The following is a 17,562-nucleotide window of genomic DNA, read 5'->3' on the forward strand; positions in this document are numbered from 1 at the left end:
CACGCAGCGCGGCGGACTCGGTCACCTGCGTCGCCCGGGTCACTTGGGGGTGACCACCTTGTAGTTCTTGGGCACCTGCGCGTCGGGCCTGCGCAGGTACAGCGGCCGGGGCTCCATGAGCTCCTCGCCCGCGGCCAGCTTCTCGGCGGCCAGCGACGCGAGGGCGCCCGCCGACACGTGCTCGGGGGCGCGCGCGTCGGGGAACGTGTCGGGGTAGAGGAGCGCGCCCGCGCCGACGGCGGGCAGTCCCTCGACGGCGGCGGCGATGTCGGCGGGCCGGTCGACGGCGGCGTCACTCGCACGAGTGCGTACGTCGTCGTAGCGGGCCCAGTAGACCTCCTTGCGCCGGGCGTCGGTGGCCACCACGAAGGGGCCGCCTTCGATCCCGGAGGCGTAGGCGAGGCCGTCCAGCGTGCACACCCCGTGCACGGGGACGCCGAGCACGAGGCCGAACGTGTCGGCGGTCATCAGGCCGACGCGGAGGCCGGTGTAGGGGCCGGGGCCCACGCCGACGACGATGCCGGTGACGGCGTCCAGTCCCAGGCCTGCGTCGGCGAGCACGCGGTCGACGGCCGGCAGGAGCAGTTCTCCATGGCGCCGGGCGTCGACCTGGCTCGACTCCGCGATGACGGAGGAGCCGTCGTGGAGGGCGACGGTGACGGCGGGCGTTGCGGTATCCAGAGCGAGCAAGAGCACGCGAACAGCCTACGGCTCCGGCGCCCGGCGCACGGCCGACCCGGGATGCGGGGCGCCTGCTGCTACCGTCACTCCGTAGCCGTACGCAGTACGAAGAGGTGGGTGGCGCAAGGTGTCAAGGAGCAGCTCGGGATTCGTGGCCGGGCTCACCGCCGCTGCGCTCGCCGCGGTCGGCTTCCTCGCCTACCAGGCCTCGGCCAACGCCCCGGACAGCATGGGGAAGCCCGACGCGTCCCCCTCGGTCTCGGCCTCACGTTCCCCCAAGGACAAGAAGGACCCCGCGGCGCTGCCCGCCCGGTCCGGCACCGGCGAGCGGGTCGTCTACTCGCTCGCGGAGGACCGGGTCTGGCTCGTCGAGGCGTCCGGCAAGGTGAAGCTCACCTTCGGGGTGACCCCGGGCACGGTCGACCCCGACCCCGGGACGTACGCCGTCACCTCACGCACGGGCCGCGTCACCGGTACGGACGGCGTGCCGATCGAGCACGTCGTGATCTTCACGAGCAGCCAGGGCGTCGCGGTCGGCTTCAGCGCGGCCGTCGACGGCTCGACGCCGAAGCCGGACCCCTCGAAGAAGACGGGCGGCATCCGCGAGTCGCGTGCGCACGGCAACGCGATGTGGGAGTTCGCGCTGCGCGAGAAGAAGGTCGTCGTCGTTCCCTGATCAGCTGACGTCCCCTGAGCAGCTGACGTCGACGGCTGGGCTGACGACGATCAGCGGGCCGGACGCCGCCGTTCCGCGCGGACGCCCCCGACCGGTTCCGGGTCGCGCGGAGGCGTGGAGACGGCGCTCGCGGCGGCGCACGATGCGAGCAGGTCACTCATCGAGAGGTGCGAGGGGCTCACGCCGGCCGAGGGTCCCGGCAGCCTTGTCCCGCGCGGCTGAGCGTGTGCGTCATGTTCTGAAGCCGACATGGATGCCTCCTGGGGGCTCCGGGGCAGACGAAGTTAGGTAGACCTAACCAGCTCCGGTATCCATGTGACCACGCCCGACGCACGCAGCGCAACATTTTGCCGACGTCTTGTCGGAACGTTCGGTCGAACGTACGAGAAAGCCCCGGGCGCCGGGCCCGGGGCTGGGGGTTCGGGGACGGTCAGGCGCCCAGGGACGCCAGGTCCGCGTCCGCCCACCGCCCGCCGAGTCCGGTCAGCGTCACCTCGCGCCCGTCGTCCGTCGTGTCACCCACCGCGCGGTCGATCACGACGTGCAGCCGGTCATCCGACAGCTCCTCCACCTTGCCGTCGCCCCACTCCACGACGATCACCGATTCGGGCAGGGAGACGTCGAGGTCCAGGTCCTCCATCTCGTCGAGCCCGCCGCCCAGGCGGTAGGCGTCGACGTGCACCAGCGCGGGACCTTCGCCGAGCGGCGGGTGCACACGGGCGATGACGAAGGTCGGGGACGTGACGGCGCCGCGCACGCCGAGGCCCTCACCGAGGCCGCGGGTCAGCGTGGTCTTGCCGGCGCCGAGCTCGCCGGTGAGCATGACGAGGTCGCCGGGGCGCAGGAGTTTGGCCAGGCGGCGGCCCAACTCGCCCATCTGTTCGGGGGAGTTGACGGAGATCTTGAGGGTGGCGGCGGGGGCCTGGTGGTGCGGTGCTTCCATACCGCCCACGGTAGCGGCTGGAACCTGCCCCGCTCAGCCGCCTTCGACCGGGACCGTCCCCCGGGACCACCCCCGCGCTCAGCCCCCGTCGGCCAGGCCCGCCTCCGGGACCGCCCCCGCCCGCACCAGCAGATCCGCGAGGCGGTCCATGACGACCTCCGGGTGCTCCAGCATGACCAGGTGCCCGGCGTCCGGGACGAGGACCAGCTCGGCGTCCGGCAGCCGATGCGCGATCGCCTCGCTGTGCTCGCTCGGCGTGACCAGGTCCTTGTCCCCGGCGAGCACGAGCACCGGCAGCTCGGCGAAGTGCTTGAGCGCCTCCGCCTTGTCGTGCTCGGCGAACGCCGGATAGAACTCCGCGACCACGTCGATCGGCGTCGACTCGATCATCCGCTCGGCGAACCGCGCGATGGCCGGGTCCACGTCCCTGCGCGAGAACGAGTAGCGCTTGATGACGCCGGCGAACAGGTCCGCGGTGGCCCGCCGCCCCCGCTCCACCAGCTCGGCCTGCGAACCCATCGCCCGCAGCAGACCGGGCAGCACCCGCCGCACCGCGTTCATCCCGGCCACCGGAAGGCCGAAGTTCACCTGGCCGAGCTGCCCCGACGACGTGCCGACCAGGGCGACGCCGACCACGCGCTCGCGGATCAGCTCCGGGAACTGGTCGGCGAGCGCCATGGTCGTCATGCCGCCCATGGAGTGCCCGACGAGGACGAGCGGCCCCTCGGGCGCCGCCGCGTCGATGACGGCCTTCAGGTCGCGCCCGAGCTGGTCGATGGAGACCGGCACGCCGTGCTCCAGCTGGTCGACGCCGCGCCCCGACCTGGCGTGGCTGCGCTGGTCCCAGTAGACGGCGCGGACGACGCCGCGCAGGGCGGCCCGCTGGAAGTGCCAGGAGTCCTGGTTCAGGCAGTAGCCGTGACTGAAGACGACGGTGACGGGCGCGGGGGCCCGGCGGCCGAAGAGCCTGCGCCGCCGCGGGTCCTCGCCGCCGTCGTCCTCGACCTCCTCGACCTCGTACGAAAGCTCCGTGCCGTCGTCCGCGTACGCCGTGCCGGGCATGCCGCGCAGCGAGCCGTACGGCCCCGCCGCGTCGAGCGCGAGGCGGGCCTTCTTGCGCATGCCGCGGCCGACGGTCAGCCGCTCTATGGCGACACCGGCGGCCGCGCCCGCGGCGATCACGCCTATCGCGGCGCCCGCCACCCCGGCCCGGCGCCAGTTCCCGGCCGCGGCGGCGGCCTCCGTCACCGCTTCCGCCGCGGCCGCCCCCGTGCTGCTCTCGCTCACGTGCCGCTCCTCGTCAGTTCCCGGTGGCGTCAGGCCGCTCGTTCAGGAAGACGCGCGGGACGCGCGGTCCGATGCGGGTGACGATCTCGTACGCGATGGTGCCGGCGGCCTGCGCCCAGTCCTCGGCGGTCGGCTCGCCCCGGTCGCCGGGCCCGAACAGCACCGCCTCCGCGCCGACCTCGGGCTCGTCGCCGCCGAGGTCCACCACGAACTGGTCCATCGCGATCCGGCCCGCGGCCGTCCGCAGCTTCCCGCCGACGAGCACCGGGCCCGTGCCGGAGGCGTGCCGCGGGAGCCCGTCGCCGTAACCCGCGGGGACGAGGCCGAGGGTCGTCTCGCCGGGGGTGACGTAGTGATGGCCGTAGCTCACGCCGTGGCCGGCCGGGGCGTGCTTCACGTGGGCGAGCGAGGCGGTGAGCGTCATGACGGGCCGCAGCCCGAAGTCCTCGGGGGTGCCCACCTCGGGGCTCGGCGATATGCCGTACATCGCGATGCCGGGGCGGACGAGATCGAAGTGCGTCTCCGGAAGCGTCAGCGTCCCCGGCGAGTTGGCGATGTGCCGCACCTCCGGCCGTACGCCCATCTCCTCGGCCTGCGCCACCATCTCGCGGAAGACCGTGAGCTGGCCGACGATCGACGGGTGTCCCGGCTCGTCGGCGCACGCGAAGTGCGACCAGAGGCCGGTGACCCGGACCAGCCCTTCGGCCTCGGCGCGCAGGGCCCGGTCGACGAGCTCGGGCCAGTCGGCCGGCATGCAGCCGTTCCGCCCGAGGCCGGTGTCGGCCTTCAGCTGGATACGGGCGGTCCGCCCGGCCGCACGGGCGGCGGCCGTCACCTCGTCCAGCGCCCACAGAGCGCTCACCGACATGTCCAGGTCGGCCTCGACGCCCTCGCGCCAGGGTCCGCCCGGCGTCCACAGCCAGCACATGATCCGCCCCGGCAGGCCCGCGGCACGCAGCGCGAGGGCCTCCTCGGGCGTCGCGGTGCCGATCCAGGTGGCGCCGGCCTGGCGGGCGGCCTTGGCGCAGGGCACCATTCCGTGGCCGTACGCGTCGGCCTTCACCACGGCCATGAACTCGGCGCCCGGCACGTGGGCGCGCAGCGCGCGCACGTTGGCGCGGAGGGCGGCGAGGTCGATCTCGGCGCGGACACGGAAAGGGGCTGTCTCGTTCATCGCGGACAAGTGTCTCAGAGCCCGCCGACAGCCCCCGCTCCCACCGGTTCGGGCCGCCCCACAAGCAGCGCCCTCCCCTCCCGAGACCCGACGCCGCTACGGCCTCCTGACCTCCCGCCACACGGCGGGGATCGCCTCGGCCACGTCCTGCGCCGCCACGGGAGCGCCGTCCGCCGCGTGCCGCCCGGCGAGACCGTGCAGATACGCGCCGACGGACCCCGCGTCCCGCGCGTCGAGCCCCGCCGCGAGCAGCGACCCGGCGAGCCCGGACAGCACGTCGCCGCTGCCCGCGGTGGCGAGCCAGGCCGTCCCGGTCGGATTGACGCGCACGGCCCCTGTCTCCGAGGCGACCAAGGTCGTGGACCCCTTCAACAGCACCGTCGCCCCGTACCGCCGCGCCAGCTCCCGTACGGCGGAGAGCCGCCCCGCCTCGACCTCCTCGCGGGCGACGCCGAGCAGGGCGGCGGCCTCCCCCGCGTGCGGGGTGAGCAGCGTGGGGGCACGGCGCTCCCGTACCGCACGCTCCGCGGCGAGCCGCAGCCCGTCGGCGTCGATCAGGACGGGCACGTCAGCGGCAAGCACCTCGCCCAGCCGCTCCGCGTCGTCCCCGAGCCCGGGGCCCACGACCCACGCCTGCACGCGCCCGGCCTTCGACGGCGGCCCCGCGGACACCAGGGTCTCGGGGAACCGCGCGATGACGGCGTCGGCAGCCGGCCCCACGTACCGCACGGCGCCCGCGCCCCCGCGCAACGCCCCCGCCACGGCGAGCACCGCGGCCCCCGGATACCGGGCGGACCCGGCGACGATCCCCACCACGCCCCGCCGGTACTTGTCGCTCTCCCCGCCGGGCACGGGCAGCAGCCGGGCGACGTCCGCGAACTGGAGAGCCTCCAACTCCGCCTCGTCCACGCCCAGTCCGAGCCCGATGTCCACGAGCCGTACGACACCGGCGTACTCCCGCCCGGGATCGACCAGCAGCCCCGGCTTGTACGCCCCGAAGGTCACCGTCACATCGGCCCGCACCGCGTCCCCGCGCACCTCGCCGGTATCGGAGTCCACCCCACTGGGCACGTCGACGGCGACGACCAGCGCGTCCTCCCCGGCAGCCGCGACGAGCGCCGCGGCGCGCTCCCGCAGCCCGCCCCGCCCCCCGATGCCCACGATCCCGTCGACCACGAGCCGCGCCCCGCGCACCAGCCCCTCGGCCCGAGGGTCATCGGCGCCCACCGCCGAGCCACCGGCCCTCCGCAGAGCGGCGAGCCCACCGGCATGGGCGCGCGCCGGATCGAGCAGCACGGCAACGACCCCGGCCCCTCGCCGCGCCAGCCGGGCCCCTGCGTACAGAGCGTCGCCGCCGTTGTCCCCGCTGCCCACGAGCAGCGTCACTCTCGTGCCGTACACCTTGCCGAGCAGCCGCGCGCACTCGGCGGCGAGCCCCGCCGCCGCGCGCTGCATCAGCACACCTTCGGGCTCCCGCGCCATGACCGCGCGCTCACCCGCTCGAACCCTCTCCACGCCATACGCAGTACGCATCCCCCCAGTCTCCCCCGCGCGGAACTTCCTAGCCCTCCGCCACCACCACCGCGGAAGCGACCCCCGCGTCATGGCTCAGCGACACGTGCCAGGACCGGACCCCCAGCGCGGAAGCCCGCTCGGCCACGGTCCCCCGCACCCGCACCCGCGGCTGTCCGCTCTCCTCCACATACACCTCGGCGTCCGTCCACCGGAGCCCCGCGGGCGCCCCCAGCGCCTTCGCCAGCGCCTCCTTCGCGGCGAACCGCGCCGCCAGTGAAGCGATCCCCCGCCGCTCGCCGCCCGGCAGCAGCAACTCGCTCTCCACGAACAGCCGATCGGCCATCCCGGGCGTCCGCTCCAGCGCCGCCCCGAACCGCTCGATCTCCGCAACGTCAATGCCAACCCCGATAATCACCGGCTCAGCGTGACACAGCTCCCCGGCCCTCCGGAGCGGCCCGGGTGACGTACCCCACCCCCCACCCACCACCCCATCCCGTTCAACCAGCCGTAACAATGGACCGTGATCTCTTCGGTCTCTGTGCCCCCGACGGCACCGCGGAGCGCCCACCGGCACAGGCCGGAGGCGACTCCCTACCTCGACCTCACCCGCACCGAGTGGAGCGCGCTTCGCGAGAAGACGCCCCTCCCCCTCACCGCGGAGGAGCTGGAACGGCTCCGCGGCCTCGGCGACGTCATCGACCTGGACGAGGTCCGTGACATCTACCTCCCGCTCTCCCGCCTCCTGAACCTCTACGTGGGCGCGACGGACGGCCTGCGCGGCGCCCTCAACACGTTCCTGGGCGAGAAGGGGTCCCAGTCCGGCACCCCCTTCGTCATAGGAGTCGCCGGCTCCGTCGCGGTCGGCAAGTCCACCGTCGCCCGCCTCCTCCAGGCCCTGCTCTCCCGCTGGCCGGAACACCCCCGCGTGGAGCGGGTCACGACGGACGGCTTCCTGCTGCCCACCAAGGAGCTGGAGGCCCGCGGCCTGATGTCGCGCAAGGGCTTCCCGGAGTCGTACGACCGCCGCGCCCTCACCCGTTTCGTCGCGGACATCAAGGCCGGCAAGGACGAGGTCACGGCGCCCGTCTACTCGCACCTGATCTACGACATCGTGCCGGACCGGCGCCTCACGGTCCGCCGCCCGGACATCCTCATCGTCGAGGGCCTGAACGTGCTTCAGCCCGCCCTCCCCGGCAAGGACGGCCGCACCCGCGTGGGCCTCGCGGACTACTTCGACTTCAGCGTGTACGTCGACGCCCGCGCCGACGACATCGAGCGCTGGTACCTGAACCGCTTCAAGAAGCTGCGCCAGACGGCGTTCCAGGACCCGTCCTCGTACTTCCGCAAGTACACCCAGGTGTCGGAGGAGGAGGCCCTCGACTACGCCCGCACGACCTGGCGCACGATCAACAAGCTGAACCTCGTCGAGAACGTGGCCCCGACCCGCAGCCGCGCCACGCTCGTCGTCCGCAAGGGCCCGGACCACAAGGTCCAGCGCCTGAGCCTGCGCAAGCTCTGAGAAGCCCCGCTAACCTGCGCACATGCTGCACCTGCGCCTGATCACGCCCCCGGACAGAACCGACGACGTGGTCCACCTGATCGAGCGAACGGTCGGCACCACCCACCTCGCGGTGCTCACGGGCGCCGCCCGCAACCCGGCGGGCGACGTCGTCATGTGCGACGTGGCCCGCGAGGCGGGCGACGAGCTGATCGGCGGCCTGCGCGCGCTCGGCATCGACGAGTCGGGGTCGATCGCCGTGGAGAACATCGACCTGTCGCTCTCCAGGCGCGCGGACCGGGCGGAGGACGACGCGCCGGGCGAGGCGGCCGACGCGGTCCTTTGGGAGCAGCTGGCCGACGCGACCCACGAGGAGTCGACGCTCTCGGCCACGTACGTCACGTTCATCACGCTCGCCACGATGATCGCGGCCTGCGGCGTGGTCCTCGACAACGCGATCCTGATCGTGGGCGCGATGGCGGTGGGCCCGGAGTTCGGCCCGCTGGCCGGGGTCTGCACGACCGTGGCCCAGCGCACGCCCCGCCTCGCCCTGCGCTCACTGGTCGCCCTGCTCGTGGGCTTCGCTGCGGCGATGGTGGTGACGGTGGGGTTCAGCTACTTCATGGACGCACTGGACCTGTTCACGCACGACGCGCTGGAGTCGGAGCGCCCGAACACGAACTTCATCTACCGCCCCGACTGGTTCTCGTTCGTCGTCGCGGTCCTCGCGGGGTCGGCGGGCATGCTCTCGCTCACCTCGGCGAAGTCGGGCGCCCTGGTCGGCGTGGCGATCTCCGTGACGACGGTCCCCGCGGCGGCGAACGCGGCGGTCGCCTTCAGCTACTCCGAGTACAAGCAGGCCTGGGGCTCCACCGAGCAGCTTCTCCTGAACCTGCTCGGCATCGTCCTCGCCGGCACGCTCACGCTGCTGATCCAGAAATTCCTCTGGGCCGCACAGCGCGAGCGCACCGCGAGATCACCGCGCTCCTAGCCCAGCGCCGACTTCACCACGTCGGCGAGCCGTCCCGCGACGGACCGGGCCTGCTCGATGTCGGCGGCCTCGACCATGACCCGCACCAGCGGCTCGGTCCCGGAGGGGCGCAGCAGCACCCGGCCCGTGGAGCCCAGCTCGCGCTCGGCCTCGGTGACGGCGGCGGACAGCTCCGCGGAGGTCTTCACGCGCGACTTGTCGACGTCCGGCACGTTGATCAGGACCTGCGGGAGCCGCTCCATGACGCTCGCGAGGTCCGCGAGGGACCGGCCCGTCTCGGCGACGCGGGCCGCGAGCAGCAGCCCGGTCAGCGTGCCGTCGCCGGTCGTGGCGTGGTCCAGGACGATGACGTGCCCGGACTGCTCGCCGCCGAGGGCGAAGCCGTGCTCCTTCATCGCCTCCAGGACATACCGGTCGCCGACGGCGGTCTGCACCAGGGAGAGCCCCTGGCCCTCCATGGCGAGCTTGAAGCCGAGGTTGGACATGACCGTGGCGACAACGGTGTCGTGACGCAGCGTGCCGTGCTCCCGCATGGCGAGGGCGAGCACGGCGAGGATCTGGTCGCCGTCGACCTCGGCACCGGTGTGGTCCACGGCGAGGCACCGGTCGGCGTCCCCGTCGTGCGCGACGCCGAAGTCGGCCTTGTGCTCGACGACGGCGGCCTTGAGCAGGTCGAGGTGCGTGGATCCGCACCCGTCGTTGATGTTCAGGCCGTCGGGCTGGGCGCCGATCGTGATGACCTCGGCGCCTGCGCGGGCGAAGGCCTCGGGCGAGACGCGGGCGGCGGCGCCGTGCGCCTCGTCGAGGACGATCTTCAGTCCGTCGAGGCGGTTGGGGAGGACGCCGATGAGGTGGGCGACGTACTGGTCGAGTCCCTGGTCGTACGCCTTCACGCGGCCGACGGCAGCGCCGGTGGGCCGCTGCCGGGGGGTGCCGGTGCGGCTCACGAACTGCTGGTCGTACTCGGCCTCGATGCGGTCCTCCAGCTCGTCGGCGAGCTTGTGGCCGCCGCGGGCGAAGAACTTGATGCCGTTGTCCGGCATGGCGTTGTGGCTGGCGGAGAGCATCACGCCGAGGTCGGCGCCCAGCGCACCGGTGAGATGCGCCACCGCGGGGGTGGGCAGCACACCGACGCGCAGGACGTCCACACCCGCGCTCGCGAGGCCCGCGACCACGGCGGCCTCCAGGAACTCCCCGGACGCGCGCGGGTCACGCCCGACCACCGCCACCGGGCGATGGCCTTCAAAGGTGCCCGCCTCGGCCAGTACGTGCGCCGCCGCCACGGAGAGTCCGAGCGCGAGCTCGGCCGTCAGATCCGCGTTGGCGACACCGCGCACGCCGTCCGTGCCGAAGAGTCGTCCCACTGCTGTCCTCCGAACGTTCCAGAAAAACGAATTGCCTCAGGGGTTCCTGAATAGACGAACGCCCCGGCAGCACGGTGAGTGCCGCCGGGGCGAACGAGAAGTACGAGCAGGCAGCGATTAGCGCTTGCTGTACTGCGGGGCCTTGCGGGCCTTCTTGAGACCGGCCTTCTTGCGCTCGACCGCACGGTCGTCACGCTTGAGGTAACCGGCCTTCTTGAGGGCGCCGCGGTTGTTCTCGACGTCGGCCTCGTTCAGCGCGCGGGCGACACCGAGACGGAGCGCACCGGCCTGACCGGAGACGCCGCCACCCGAGATGCGGGCGATGACGTCGTAGCGGCCGTCGAGCTCGAGCACCTTGAAGGGCTCGTTGACTTCCTGCTGGTGGACCTTGTTCGGGAAGTAGTCCTCGAGCGTGCGCCCGTTGACCTTCCACTTGCCGGTGCCCGGGACGATCCGGACGCGGGCGATGGCGTTCTTGCGACGGCCCAGGCCGGCGGCCGGCTGGGGGTCGCCGAAGCGCGCGGCGTTCGACTCCGAGGTGTACTCGCCCTCGACGGGCGCCTCGGACTCGGTGGTGTACTGCTCTACGTCGACACCCTCGGTCTCTTCGACCGGCTGCTCAACGGTGGTCTCGGCCACGATTCTCCTCAGATTTCTTTACGTCTTTGGGGGTGGCCGGAACTACTGCGCGACCTGGGTGATCTCGAACGGGACCGGCTGCTGAGCGCCGTGCGGGTGCTGGTCGCCCGCGTAGACCTTCAGCTTCGAGAGCATCTGACGGCCCAGGGTGTTCTTGGGGAGCATGCCCTTGACGGCCTTCTCGACAGCCTTCTCGGGGCTCTTCTCGAGCAGCTCGTCGTAACGGACGGAACGCAGACCACCCGGGTAGCCGGAGTGGCGGTACGCCATCTTCTGGGTCTTCTTGTTGCCGGAGAGGTGCACCTTCTCCGCGTTGATGATGATGACGAAGTCACCGGTGTCAACGTGGGGGGCGTAGATCGGCTTGTGCTTGCCACGCAGGAGGGTGGCAGCGGTGGTCGCCAGACGACCGAGGACGATGTCCCGGGCGTCGATGACGTGCCACTGGCGGGTCACATCGCCGGGCTTGGGGCTGTACGTACGCACTTAGTAGCCTTCGCTTCTTCAGTGGATGGGGTCCAGACACACGGCACCCAGGAAGCGATCATGCAGCTGGGGCTCACAATGCCGGGGACGCTGCCCGTATGCGAGCCACTGGTAACTGCTCCAGGGAACCTACGTAAGGGCCCTTTCGCGTGAGATCGAGGACACCAATACGTATCAATCCCCGAGAGTACCCGTGCCGCCCCGTACCGGTCAAAACGCGGCTCTGAAGACCGGCACCGGCGACTCACACACCACGGACAGGTCTGCACTCATCAGGGTAACGGCCCGCCCGCCCCACCCCGCACCGACCGCACAGCGCCCCCGCCGCGCACGCCCACGCCCCCGACGCGCACGCCCACCCGGCCGCGCCCGCGAGCAGGCACAACGTCACCGCGTCCTTGAAGGCCCGCCGTGTCCCCGGTTCGAGCCACGGCCACGCGAAACCCGGCACCTGCGGCACCAGCGCCACCCAGAACCACGGGCTCCGCGCCACCGCCCCCGGCGTCAGCACCCCCGCGAGCAGCAGCGGAACCACGACGAGCAGATAGTGGTCGTACGAGGGACGGGAGACGAGGAAGGCCGACAGCATCAGCATCACGGCGCATTCCACGGTCCTCGCCGGCCCCTCGTCCCCCCGTCGCCACCGCCGCCAGGCACACCACACCCCGGCCGTCGCCGCGCACAGGGCCAGCAGCGTGGCGCCCGTCTGCGGCACCCCGACCCGCGCCAGCACCGCGGACGGCGACGCCTCATAGAGACGTACGAAGGAGTCCTCCCCCCGCAGCAGGAAGGGCAGCGTCCGCGTGAAGAACCCGGCGGGGTCCGGCATGACGAGCGCCGCGGCCGCCGACACCAGGACGGGCACGCCCACCGCGACCCCCAGCGCCAGCCACCGGCGCGCCAGGACGAAGAGCAGCACGACGGGCGCGAGCAGCGGCTTCACGGCGACGGCGGCGCCGATGACGAGCCCGGCCGCGACCCACCGGCCGCGGCACACGAGCAGCAGGGAGAGCGGCAGCGCGGCGACGGAGCCCACCGTCCAGTTGCCGAGCTGGACGAGGTGCCCGAAGGGCGCGAAGCCGAGCGCGAGCCCGAGCAGGCCGTACGCCGCGAACCGGCTGCGCCACGGCACCCCGTGCACGCGCAGGGCGCACGCCCACCCGACGACGAGCCCGGCGGTCACCCCCGCGGGCACGAGGAACCGCACGACGTTCACGGGCAGCAGCGCCTGCGGCACCGCCGCGAGCACGGCACCGGGGAGATAGAGGAAGTGCGGGTCGGCGTAGGGCGACCGGCCGTCGAGCCACGCCTCGGCGGCCCGCACCACGATGTCGTTGTCCATCCCGCCGTCCGGCACGCGCAGCCCCACCCGGACCACCGCGGCGACCAGGACCACCCCGAGCACCCACCGGACGTGCCACTCGGCCGGCCGCAACAACCACCCACTAACCGCCGTTTTGCCCGTTTCCATACGCCTCAGGCTAGGGCTCAGAGCCCACGCAACCCCCGCTCAACATCCCTGAAAGCACGTCTAAGATGCGCCCCATGAGCTTTGGGCAAGGGGGACCTCAGTGGGGTCCGGGCGGAATGGGCGGACCCGGTGGCGGACCCGCGCCCGACTGGGCGGCGCTCGCCGAGGCCGCCGAGGCGCGCACCCGCCGCCGGAAGTGGCTGATGATCGGCGGCGGCGCGCTCGCCACCATCGGCATCGCGGCCGCCGTGGCCATCACGGTCGTCTCCGCGAACAGCGACGACACCACCGCGTCGAACAAACCCGCGAGCGAACTGCCGACGGCCGCGGACATCCCCGGCGCGAGCACCGACTCAGGACCGACCTTCGAGGCGACCACACCGCCGCCCCCGCCGGACCCCAAGGACTTCATCTCCAGCGCCAAGAAGGACAAGGCGCCGCTCACCCCCGAGGGCCTCTTCCCCGGCAAGTCCCTGCGAGCGGGCGAGCGCGTCTACAAGAAGGGCCCGACCGACTCCACCGCCAACTGCGCGTCCGTCACCCAGCCCGCCCTCGGCTCCGTCCTGGCCAAGCACGACTGCACGCGCCTGATCCGCGCCAGCTACATCAGGAACGGCATCGCGGTCACGGTCGGCGTCGCCGTCTTCGACACCGCGTCCGACGCGGCGAAGGTCAAGGACGAGGTGAAGAAGGGCCTCGTCACCTCCCTCTCCGGCAAGGGCGTGCCCTCCTTCTGCCGCACGGGCGTGTGCCGCGGCACCTACAACGCCTACGGCCGCTACGCCTACTTCACCACCACCGGCTACACCAGCGGCAAGAACGTGACGACGTCGGACCGCAAGGCCTACGCCGTCGGCGACGACCTGGCCCGCTTCGCCTTCCACCGCATCAACCAGCGGGGCGAGGCCCAGGCGTCGGCCGCGGCCAACGCCCCGCAGTAGCGCCCCGGCCGGGGCTCAGCAGCACCCGGCCCCGGGCAGCGTCCGCTTGTTGCGCGCCTCCTTGTTGCGCGCGGCGAGCAGGTCGTCGGCGGGATAGCCGACCTCTTCGAGGGTGAGCCCGTGCGGCCGCACGACGTGCACGGCGGAGTCCCGCACACCGGCCGCGAGCACCTTGCCCGGCCACTCCACGGGCCGGTGCCCGTCACCCACGAACAGCATGGCGCCGACGAGCGAGCGCACCATGTTGTGGCAGAACGCGTCGGCCCGCACGGTCGCTTCGAGGATCCCGTCGGCCCGCCGCTCCCACCGCAGCTCCTGCAGCGTACGAATGGTCGTGGCGCCCTCACGCCGCTTGCAGTAGGCGGCGAAGTCGTGCTCGCCGATGAGCCGCTCGGCGGCGGCGTTCATGGCGTCGAGGTCCAACTCCCAGTCGTGCCACAGCACATGGCCGCGCAGCAGCGGGTCGACGCCGCCGGGGTGGTCGGTGACGCGGTAGGCGTAGCGCCGCCACACCGCGGAGAACCGAGCGTTGAACCCGGCGGGCGCCTCGGCGACCTTCCACACCCGCACGTCGTGCGGCAGCCGTCCGGCGAGCCGGCGCAGCAGCTTGTCGCGGTGCTCGTCCCACACGGCCTCGGGCAGGTCCACATGCGCCACCTGCCCCCGCGCATGCACCCCGCTGTCGGTCCGGCCCGCGACCGTCAGCTCGTACGTCTCCTGGGACCGCGTCACGGTCCGCAGCGCGGCCTCGATCTCCCCCTGGACGGTCCGCTGCCCCTGGCGCTGCTTGGCCCAGCCGGAGAAGTCCTTCCCGTCGTACGAAAGGTCGAGACGCACCCGTACGAACCCGGGCTCCACTTCATCACTCACACCAACAATCCTCTCAGCACCAGCTCAGCACCAGGTACACGCGAAAGCGGGCCCGCCCCGAAGGGCGGACCCGCTCACAGCAAGGCAGAGCCTCAGGCGTCCTTCGACTCCTCGGCGGCCTCGTCACCCTTGGTCGTGTCGACCTTGGGCTCCGAAACCTCGGCGTCCTTGGCGGCGCGCTTGGTGGCGGCCTCGGCCTCACCGGTGGCCTCCTGGGCCACGGTCAGGGCCTCCACCAGCTCGATGATCGCCATGGGCGCGTTGTCGCCACGACGGTTACCGATCTTGGTGATACGGGTGTAGCCACCCGGGCGGTTCTCGTAGCGCGGGCCGATCTCCGTGAAGAGCGTGTGCACGATGCTCTTGTCGGTGATGACGGACAGCACCTGGCGGCGGTTGTGAAGGTCACCCTTCTTCGCCTTGGTGACCAGACGCTCCGCGTACGGACGCAGGCGACGGGCCTTCGCCTCGGTGGTGGTGATGCGGCCGTGCTCGAAGAGCTGCTTGGCGAGGTTCGCCAGCAGAAGCTTCTCGTGCGCGGCGCTGCCGCCCAGACGGGCACCCTTGGTGGGCTTCGGCATGGTGTTTCTCCTTGATGTCTGCCCCGGCCGTATCAGGTACCGGGGTCAGTGGCCGCGCCCCGATAGGGGCGCGGGGAACTGCGCGATCAACCACAACGATCCCGCAGCCAAATTCAAACCGCTGGTCCCGAGCTCTTAGTACTGCTCGGTCTCCACGAACCCGGCGTCCGCGTCGTCGTCCGCACCAAAGGCGTCCGCGGCGGCGGTCGGGTCGAACCCGGGAGGCGAGTCCTTCAGCGCGAGACCCATGCCGTTGAGCTTCATCTTGACCTCGTCGATCGACTTCGCACCGAAGTTGCGAATGTCGAGCAGGTCCGCCTCGGAGCGGGCCACGAGCTCGCCCACCGAGTGGATGCCCTCACGCTTGAGGCAGTTGTACGACCGGACGGTGAGCTCGAGCTCCTCGATCGGCAGCGCCAGGTCGGCGGCGAGGGCGGCGTCCGTCGGGGACGGGCCCATGTCGATGCCCTCGGCGTCGATGTTGAGCTCGCGGGCCAGACCGAACAGCTCGACCAGGGTCTTGCCGGCCGACGCCATGGCGTCGCGCGGACGCATGGCCTGCTTGGTCTCGACGTCGACGATCAGCTTGTCGAAGTCGGTGCGCTGCTCGACACGGGTCGCCTCGACCTTGTACGTGACCTTGAGCACCGGCGAGTAGATCGAGTCGACCGGGATGCGCCCGATCTCCTGACCGACCTGCTTGTTCTGGACGGCGGAGACGTAGCCGCGGCCGCGCTCGACGGTCAGCTCCATCTCCAGCTTGCCCTTGCCGTTGAGCGTGGCGAGGACGAGGTCGGGGTTGTGCACCTCGACGCCGGCCGGCGGGGCGATGTCGGCGGCGGTGACCAGACCCGGGCCCTGCTTGCGCAGGTACATCACGACGGGCTCGTCGTGCTCCGAGGAGACGACCAGCTGCTTGATGTTGAGGATGAGGTCGGTGACGTCTTCCTTGACACCCGGCACGGTGGTGAACTCGTGCAGGACACCGTCGATACGGATCGACGTGACCGCCGCACCCGGGATCGAGGACAGAAGGGTCCGGCGGAGGGAGTTGCCGAGGGTGTAGCCGAAGCCCGGCTCCAGCGGCTCGATGACGAACCGCGAGCGGAACTCGTCGACGACCTCTTCGGTCAGCGACGGGCGCTGTGCAATAAGCATGAAGGAATCCTTCAGTCAGGGGCACCCACTATTTGATGCCCTGAAATCACTACAAGGGTACGGGCGGCACGCCTCCGAAGAGCCGTACCGCCCGCACTCTCAGATCAAGCAGCCTGCGTCAGACGCGGCGGCGCTTGGGCGGACGGCAGCCGTTGTGCGGCGTGGGCGTCACGTCCTGGATCGAGCCGACCTCGAGGCCGGTCGCCTGGAGCGAACGGATGGCGGTCTCGCGACCGGAACCCGGGCCCTTGACGAACACGTCGACCTTGCGCATGCCGTGCTCCTGCGCGCGACGGGCAGCCGACTCGGCGGCCATCTGCGCGGCGAACGGCGTGGACTTGCGCGAGCCCTTGAAGCCGACGTGGCCGGCGGAGGCCCACGAGATCACGTTGCCGGTCGGGTCCGTGATGGACACGATCGTGTTGTTGAACGTGCTCTTGATGTGAGCGTGCCCGTGGGCAACGTTCTTCTTTTCCTTGCGGCGCACCTTCTTGGCAGCGCCCTGACGACCCTTGGGGGGCATCTATAACTCCTACGGGAGGTGGTCGGTCCTGCAGCGTCAGCTGTCGATAGACCGCTGAGCGAGGACTACTTCTTGCCCGGCTTCTTCTTACCGGCGATGGCGCGACGCGGGCCCTTGCGGGTGCGGGCGTTCGTGCTGGTGCGCTGACCACGGACGGGCAGGCCACGACGGTGGCGCAGACCCTGGTAGCAGCCGATCTCGACCTTGCGACGGATGTCGGCCTGGATCTCGCGACGCAGGTCACCCTCGGTCTTGATGTTGGCGTCCACGTACTCGCGGATCTTGACGAGGTCTTCCTCGGTCAGGTCGCGAACGCGGGTGTTGCGGTCCACCTCGGTGGCGTCCAGCGTCTGCTGGGCCAGCGTGCGGCCGATGCCGAACACGTAGGTGAGGGCGACCTCGATGCGCTTTTCGCGCGGGAGGTCAACGCCTTCAACGCGTGCCATTCATGGCTCCTGTTGATTCTTCGGAGGTCTTCAGCAGAACCACTCCCAGCGGCCGTACGAGGTACCTACTGGGTCCCCGGCCTCCGACCGGGGGTGTCGCCCTCCATTACCTGAATGGAACTGAAGAGGGACGGGTGCTGCGTATCTACTTACTTGCGTCGCGCGAAAATCTGCGAACTGCAGTCGTGCGTCAGCCCTGGCGCTGCTTGTGGCGCGGGTTGTCGCAGATGATCATGACCCGGCCGTGACGGCGGATCACCCTGCACTTGTCGCAGATCTTCTTGACGCTCGGCTTGACCTTCATTGGGTGAGGTTCTC

The 17,562-nt window shown here is 71.5% G+C and carries 20 protein-coding genes; 4 read left to right on the forward strand and 16 right to left on the reverse strand.

Translation table 11 applies throughout. The features are described from left to right. Window positions 1-39: 39 nt before the first annotated feature. Complete coding sequence (gene tsaB / locus ACZ7LU_RS15775) at window positions 40-696, reverse strand: tRNA (adenosine(37)-N6)-threonylcarbamoyltransferase complex dimerization subunit type 1 TsaB (RefSeq protein ID WP_468087951.1); 657 nt, start codon at window positions 694-696, stop codon at window positions 40-42. Between the two features lie 112 nt (window positions 697-808). On the opposite strand from tsaB, the gene ACZ7LU_RS15780 reads away from it, so the two are divergent. Continuing rightward, window positions 809-1,357 carry a hypothetical protein gene (locus ACZ7LU_RS15780; protein WP_468557059.1) on the forward strand — a complete coding sequence of 183 codons (549 nt, stop codon included), beginning with the start codon at window positions 809-811 and terminating at the stop codon, window positions 1,355-1,357. 430 nt (window positions 1,358-1,787) lie between these two features. On the opposite strand, the gene tsaE is transcribed toward ACZ7LU_RS15780, so the two are convergent. The 5 genes from tsaE to ACZ7LU_RS15805 all read right to left on the reverse strand — a co-directional run bounded on the left by tsaE (window position 1,788) and on the right by ACZ7LU_RS15805 (window position 6,691). After that, complete coding sequence (gene tsaE / locus ACZ7LU_RS15785) at window positions 1,788-2,300, reverse strand: tRNA (adenosine(37)-N6)-threonylcarbamoyltransferase complex ATPase subunit type 1 TsaE (protein WP_471916954.1); 513 nt, start codon at window positions 2,298-2,300, stop codon at window positions 1,788-1,790. 78 nt (window positions 2,301-2,378) lie between these two features. Then, the gene (locus tag ACZ7LU_RS15790) at window positions 2,379-3,587 is read right to left on the reverse strand and encodes an alpha/beta fold hydrolase (RefSeq protein ID WP_471916955.1); all 1,209 of its coding nucleotides are present in this window, start codon (window positions 3,585-3,587) and stop codon (window positions 2,379-2,381) included. 13 nt (window positions 3,588-3,600) lie between these two features. Further along, entirely contained in the window at window positions 3,601-4,761 is a 1,161-nt protein-coding gene (gene alr, locus ACZ7LU_RS15795; RefSeq protein ID WP_471916956.1) for an alanine racemase, read from the reverse strand. Between the two features lie 96 nt (window positions 4,762-4,857). After that, window positions 4,858-6,294 carry an NAD(P)H-hydrate dehydratase gene (locus ACZ7LU_RS15800; RefSeq protein ID WP_471916957.1) on the reverse strand — a complete coding sequence of 479 codons (1,437 nt, stop codon included), beginning with the start codon at window positions 6,292-6,294 and terminating at the stop codon, window positions 4,858-4,860. Between the two features lie 28 nt (window positions 6,295-6,322). Beyond that, on the reverse strand, window positions 6,323-6,691 hold the full coding sequence (locus tag ACZ7LU_RS15805) for a holo-ACP synthase (RefSeq protein WP_398300225.1): 369 nt from the start codon (window positions 6,689-6,691) through the stop codon (window positions 6,323-6,325). A 105-nt stretch (window positions 6,692-6,796) separates the two neighbouring features. Here ACZ7LU_RS15805 and coaA point away from each other — a divergent pair, with 105 nt between their 5' ends. Beyond that, entirely contained in the window at window positions 6,797-7,795 is a 999-nt protein-coding gene (gene coaA / locus ACZ7LU_RS15810) for a type I pantothenate kinase (RefSeq protein ID WP_398300223.1), read from the forward strand. A gap of 22 nt (window positions 7,796-7,817) precedes the next feature. Continuing rightward, on the forward strand, window positions 7,818-8,765 hold the full coding sequence (locus tag ACZ7LU_RS15815) for a DUF389 domain-containing protein (protein ID WP_471916958.1): 948 nt from the start codon (window positions 7,818-7,820) through the stop codon (window positions 8,763-8,765). On the opposite strand, the gene glmM is transcribed toward ACZ7LU_RS15815, so the two are convergent. The 4 genes from glmM to ACZ7LU_RS15835 form a co-directional block, all read right to left on the reverse strand. Then, entirely contained in the window at window positions 8,762-10,129 is a 1,368-nt protein-coding gene (gene glmM / locus ACZ7LU_RS15820; protein ID WP_398300219.1) for a phosphoglucosamine mutase, read from the reverse strand. The genes ACZ7LU_RS15815 and glmM overlap by 4 nt on opposite strands. A gap of 117 nt (window positions 10,130-10,246) precedes the next feature. Then, complete coding sequence (gene rpsI / locus ACZ7LU_RS15825; protein WP_150185750.1) at window positions 10,247-10,768, reverse strand: 30S ribosomal protein S9; 522 nt, start codon at window positions 10,766-10,768, stop codon at window positions 10,247-10,249. A gap of 42 nt (window positions 10,769-10,810) precedes the next feature. Beyond that, window positions 10,811-11,254 carry a 50S ribosomal protein L13 gene (rplM, locus tag ACZ7LU_RS15830; protein ID WP_030782512.1) on the reverse strand — a complete coding sequence of 148 codons (444 nt, stop codon included), beginning with the start codon at window positions 11,252-11,254 and terminating at the stop codon, window positions 10,811-10,813. Between the two features lie 244 nt (window positions 11,255-11,498). Then, entirely contained in the window at window positions 11,499-12,725 is a 1,227-nt protein-coding gene (locus tag ACZ7LU_RS15835; protein ID WP_471916959.1) for a glycosyltransferase family 87 protein, read from the reverse strand. Between the two features lie 74 nt (window positions 12,726-12,799). Here ACZ7LU_RS15835 and ACZ7LU_RS15840 point away from each other — a divergent pair, with 74 nt between their 5' ends. Further along, the gene (locus ACZ7LU_RS15840; RefSeq protein WP_471916960.1) at window positions 12,800-13,666 is read left to right on the forward strand and encodes a hypothetical protein; all 867 of its coding nucleotides are present in this window, start codon (window positions 12,800-12,802) and stop codon (window positions 13,664-13,666) included. 15 nt (window positions 13,667-13,681) lie between these two features. Here the strand turns inward: ACZ7LU_RS15840 and truA are convergent, their stop codons facing one another. From truA to rpmJ, 6 genes are all read right to left on the reverse strand, one after another. Then, on the reverse strand, window positions 13,682-14,536 hold the full coding sequence (gene truA / locus ACZ7LU_RS15845; RefSeq protein ID WP_468557070.1) for a tRNA pseudouridine(38-40) synthase TruA: 855 nt from the start codon (window positions 14,534-14,536) through the stop codon (window positions 13,682-13,684). Window positions 14,537-14,628: 92 nt separating this feature from the next. Further along, a complete protein-coding gene (rplQ, locus tag ACZ7LU_RS15850; RefSeq protein ID WP_398300211.1) occupies window positions 14,629-15,117 on the reverse strand; it encodes a 50S ribosomal protein L17 in 489 nt (162 codons plus the stop codon). Window positions 15,118-15,252: 135 nt separating this feature from the next. Beyond that, window positions 15,253-16,275 (reverse strand): DNA-directed RNA polymerase subunit alpha, encoded by a 1,023-nt coding sequence (locus tag ACZ7LU_RS15855; RefSeq protein WP_016645160.1) that lies wholly within the window; start codon window positions 16,273-16,275, stop codon window positions 15,253-15,255. Window positions 16,276-16,393: 118 nt separating this feature from the next. Further along, window positions 16,394-16,798, reverse strand: coding sequence for a 30S ribosomal protein S11 (rpsK, locus tag ACZ7LU_RS15860; RefSeq protein WP_003948617.1), 405 nt, complete (start codon window positions 16,796-16,798; stop codon window positions 16,394-16,396). A gap of 65 nt (window positions 16,799-16,863) precedes the next feature. Then, window positions 16,864-17,244: a 30S ribosomal protein S13 gene (gene rpsM / locus ACZ7LU_RS15865; RefSeq protein ID WP_030782528.1), complete on the reverse strand. Its 381-nt coding sequence runs from the start codon at window positions 17,242-17,244 to the stop codon at window positions 16,864-16,866. Between the two features lie 190 nt (window positions 17,245-17,434). Continuing rightward, the gene (gene rpmJ / locus ACZ7LU_RS15870) at window positions 17,435-17,548 is read right to left on the reverse strand and encodes a 50S ribosomal protein L36 (protein ID WP_003948619.1); all 114 of its coding nucleotides are present in this window, start codon (window positions 17,546-17,548) and stop codon (window positions 17,435-17,437) included. Window positions 17,549-17,562: the final 14 nt, after the last annotated feature.

Source organism: Streptomyces sp. NPDC039462 (assembly GCF_055639375.1).

Coding starts and splice junctions, on each gene's coding strand:
- tsaE (WP_471916954.1), bottom strand. CDS start 2,300: ATGGAAGCACCGCACCACCAGGCCCCCGCCGCCACCCTCAAGATCTCC.
- alr (WP_471916956.1), bottom strand. CDS start 4,761: ATGAACGAGACAGCCCCTTTCCGTGTCCGCGCCGAGATCGACCTCGCC.
- ACZ7LU_RS15800 (WP_471916957.1), bottom strand. CDS start 6,294: ATGCGTACTGCGTATGGCGTGGAGAGGGTTCGAGCGGGTGAGCGCGCG.
- ACZ7LU_RS15815 (WP_471916958.1), top strand. CDS start 7,818: ATGCTGCACCTGCGCCTGATCACGCCCCCGGACAGAACCGACGACGTG.
- ACZ7LU_RS15835 (WP_471916959.1), bottom strand. CDS start 12,725: ATGGAAACGGGCAAAACGGCGGTTAGTGGGTGGTTGTTGCGGCCGGCC.
- ACZ7LU_RS15840 (WP_471916960.1), top strand. CDS start 12,800: ATGAGCTTTGGGCAAGGGGGACCTCAGTGGGGTCCGGGCGGAATGGGC.
- rplQ (WP_398300211.1), bottom strand. CDS start 15,117: ATGCCGAAGCCCACCAAGGGTGCCCGTCTGGGCGGCAGCGCCGCGCAC.
- ACZ7LU_RS15855 (WP_016645160.1), bottom strand. CDS start 16,275: ATGCTTATTGCACAGCGCCCGTCGCTGACCGAAGAGGTCGTCGACGAG.
- rpsK (WP_003948617.1), bottom strand. CDS start 16,798: ATGCCCCCCAAGGGTCGTCAGGGCGCTGCCAAGAAGGTGCGCCGCAAG.
- rpsM (WP_030782528.1), bottom strand. CDS start 17,244: ATGGCACGCGTTGAAGGCGTTGACCTCCCGCGCGAAAAGCGCATCGAG.
- rpmJ (WP_003948619.1), bottom strand. CDS start 17,548: ATGAAGGTCAAGCCGAGCGTCAAGAAGATCTGCGACAAGTGCAGGGTG.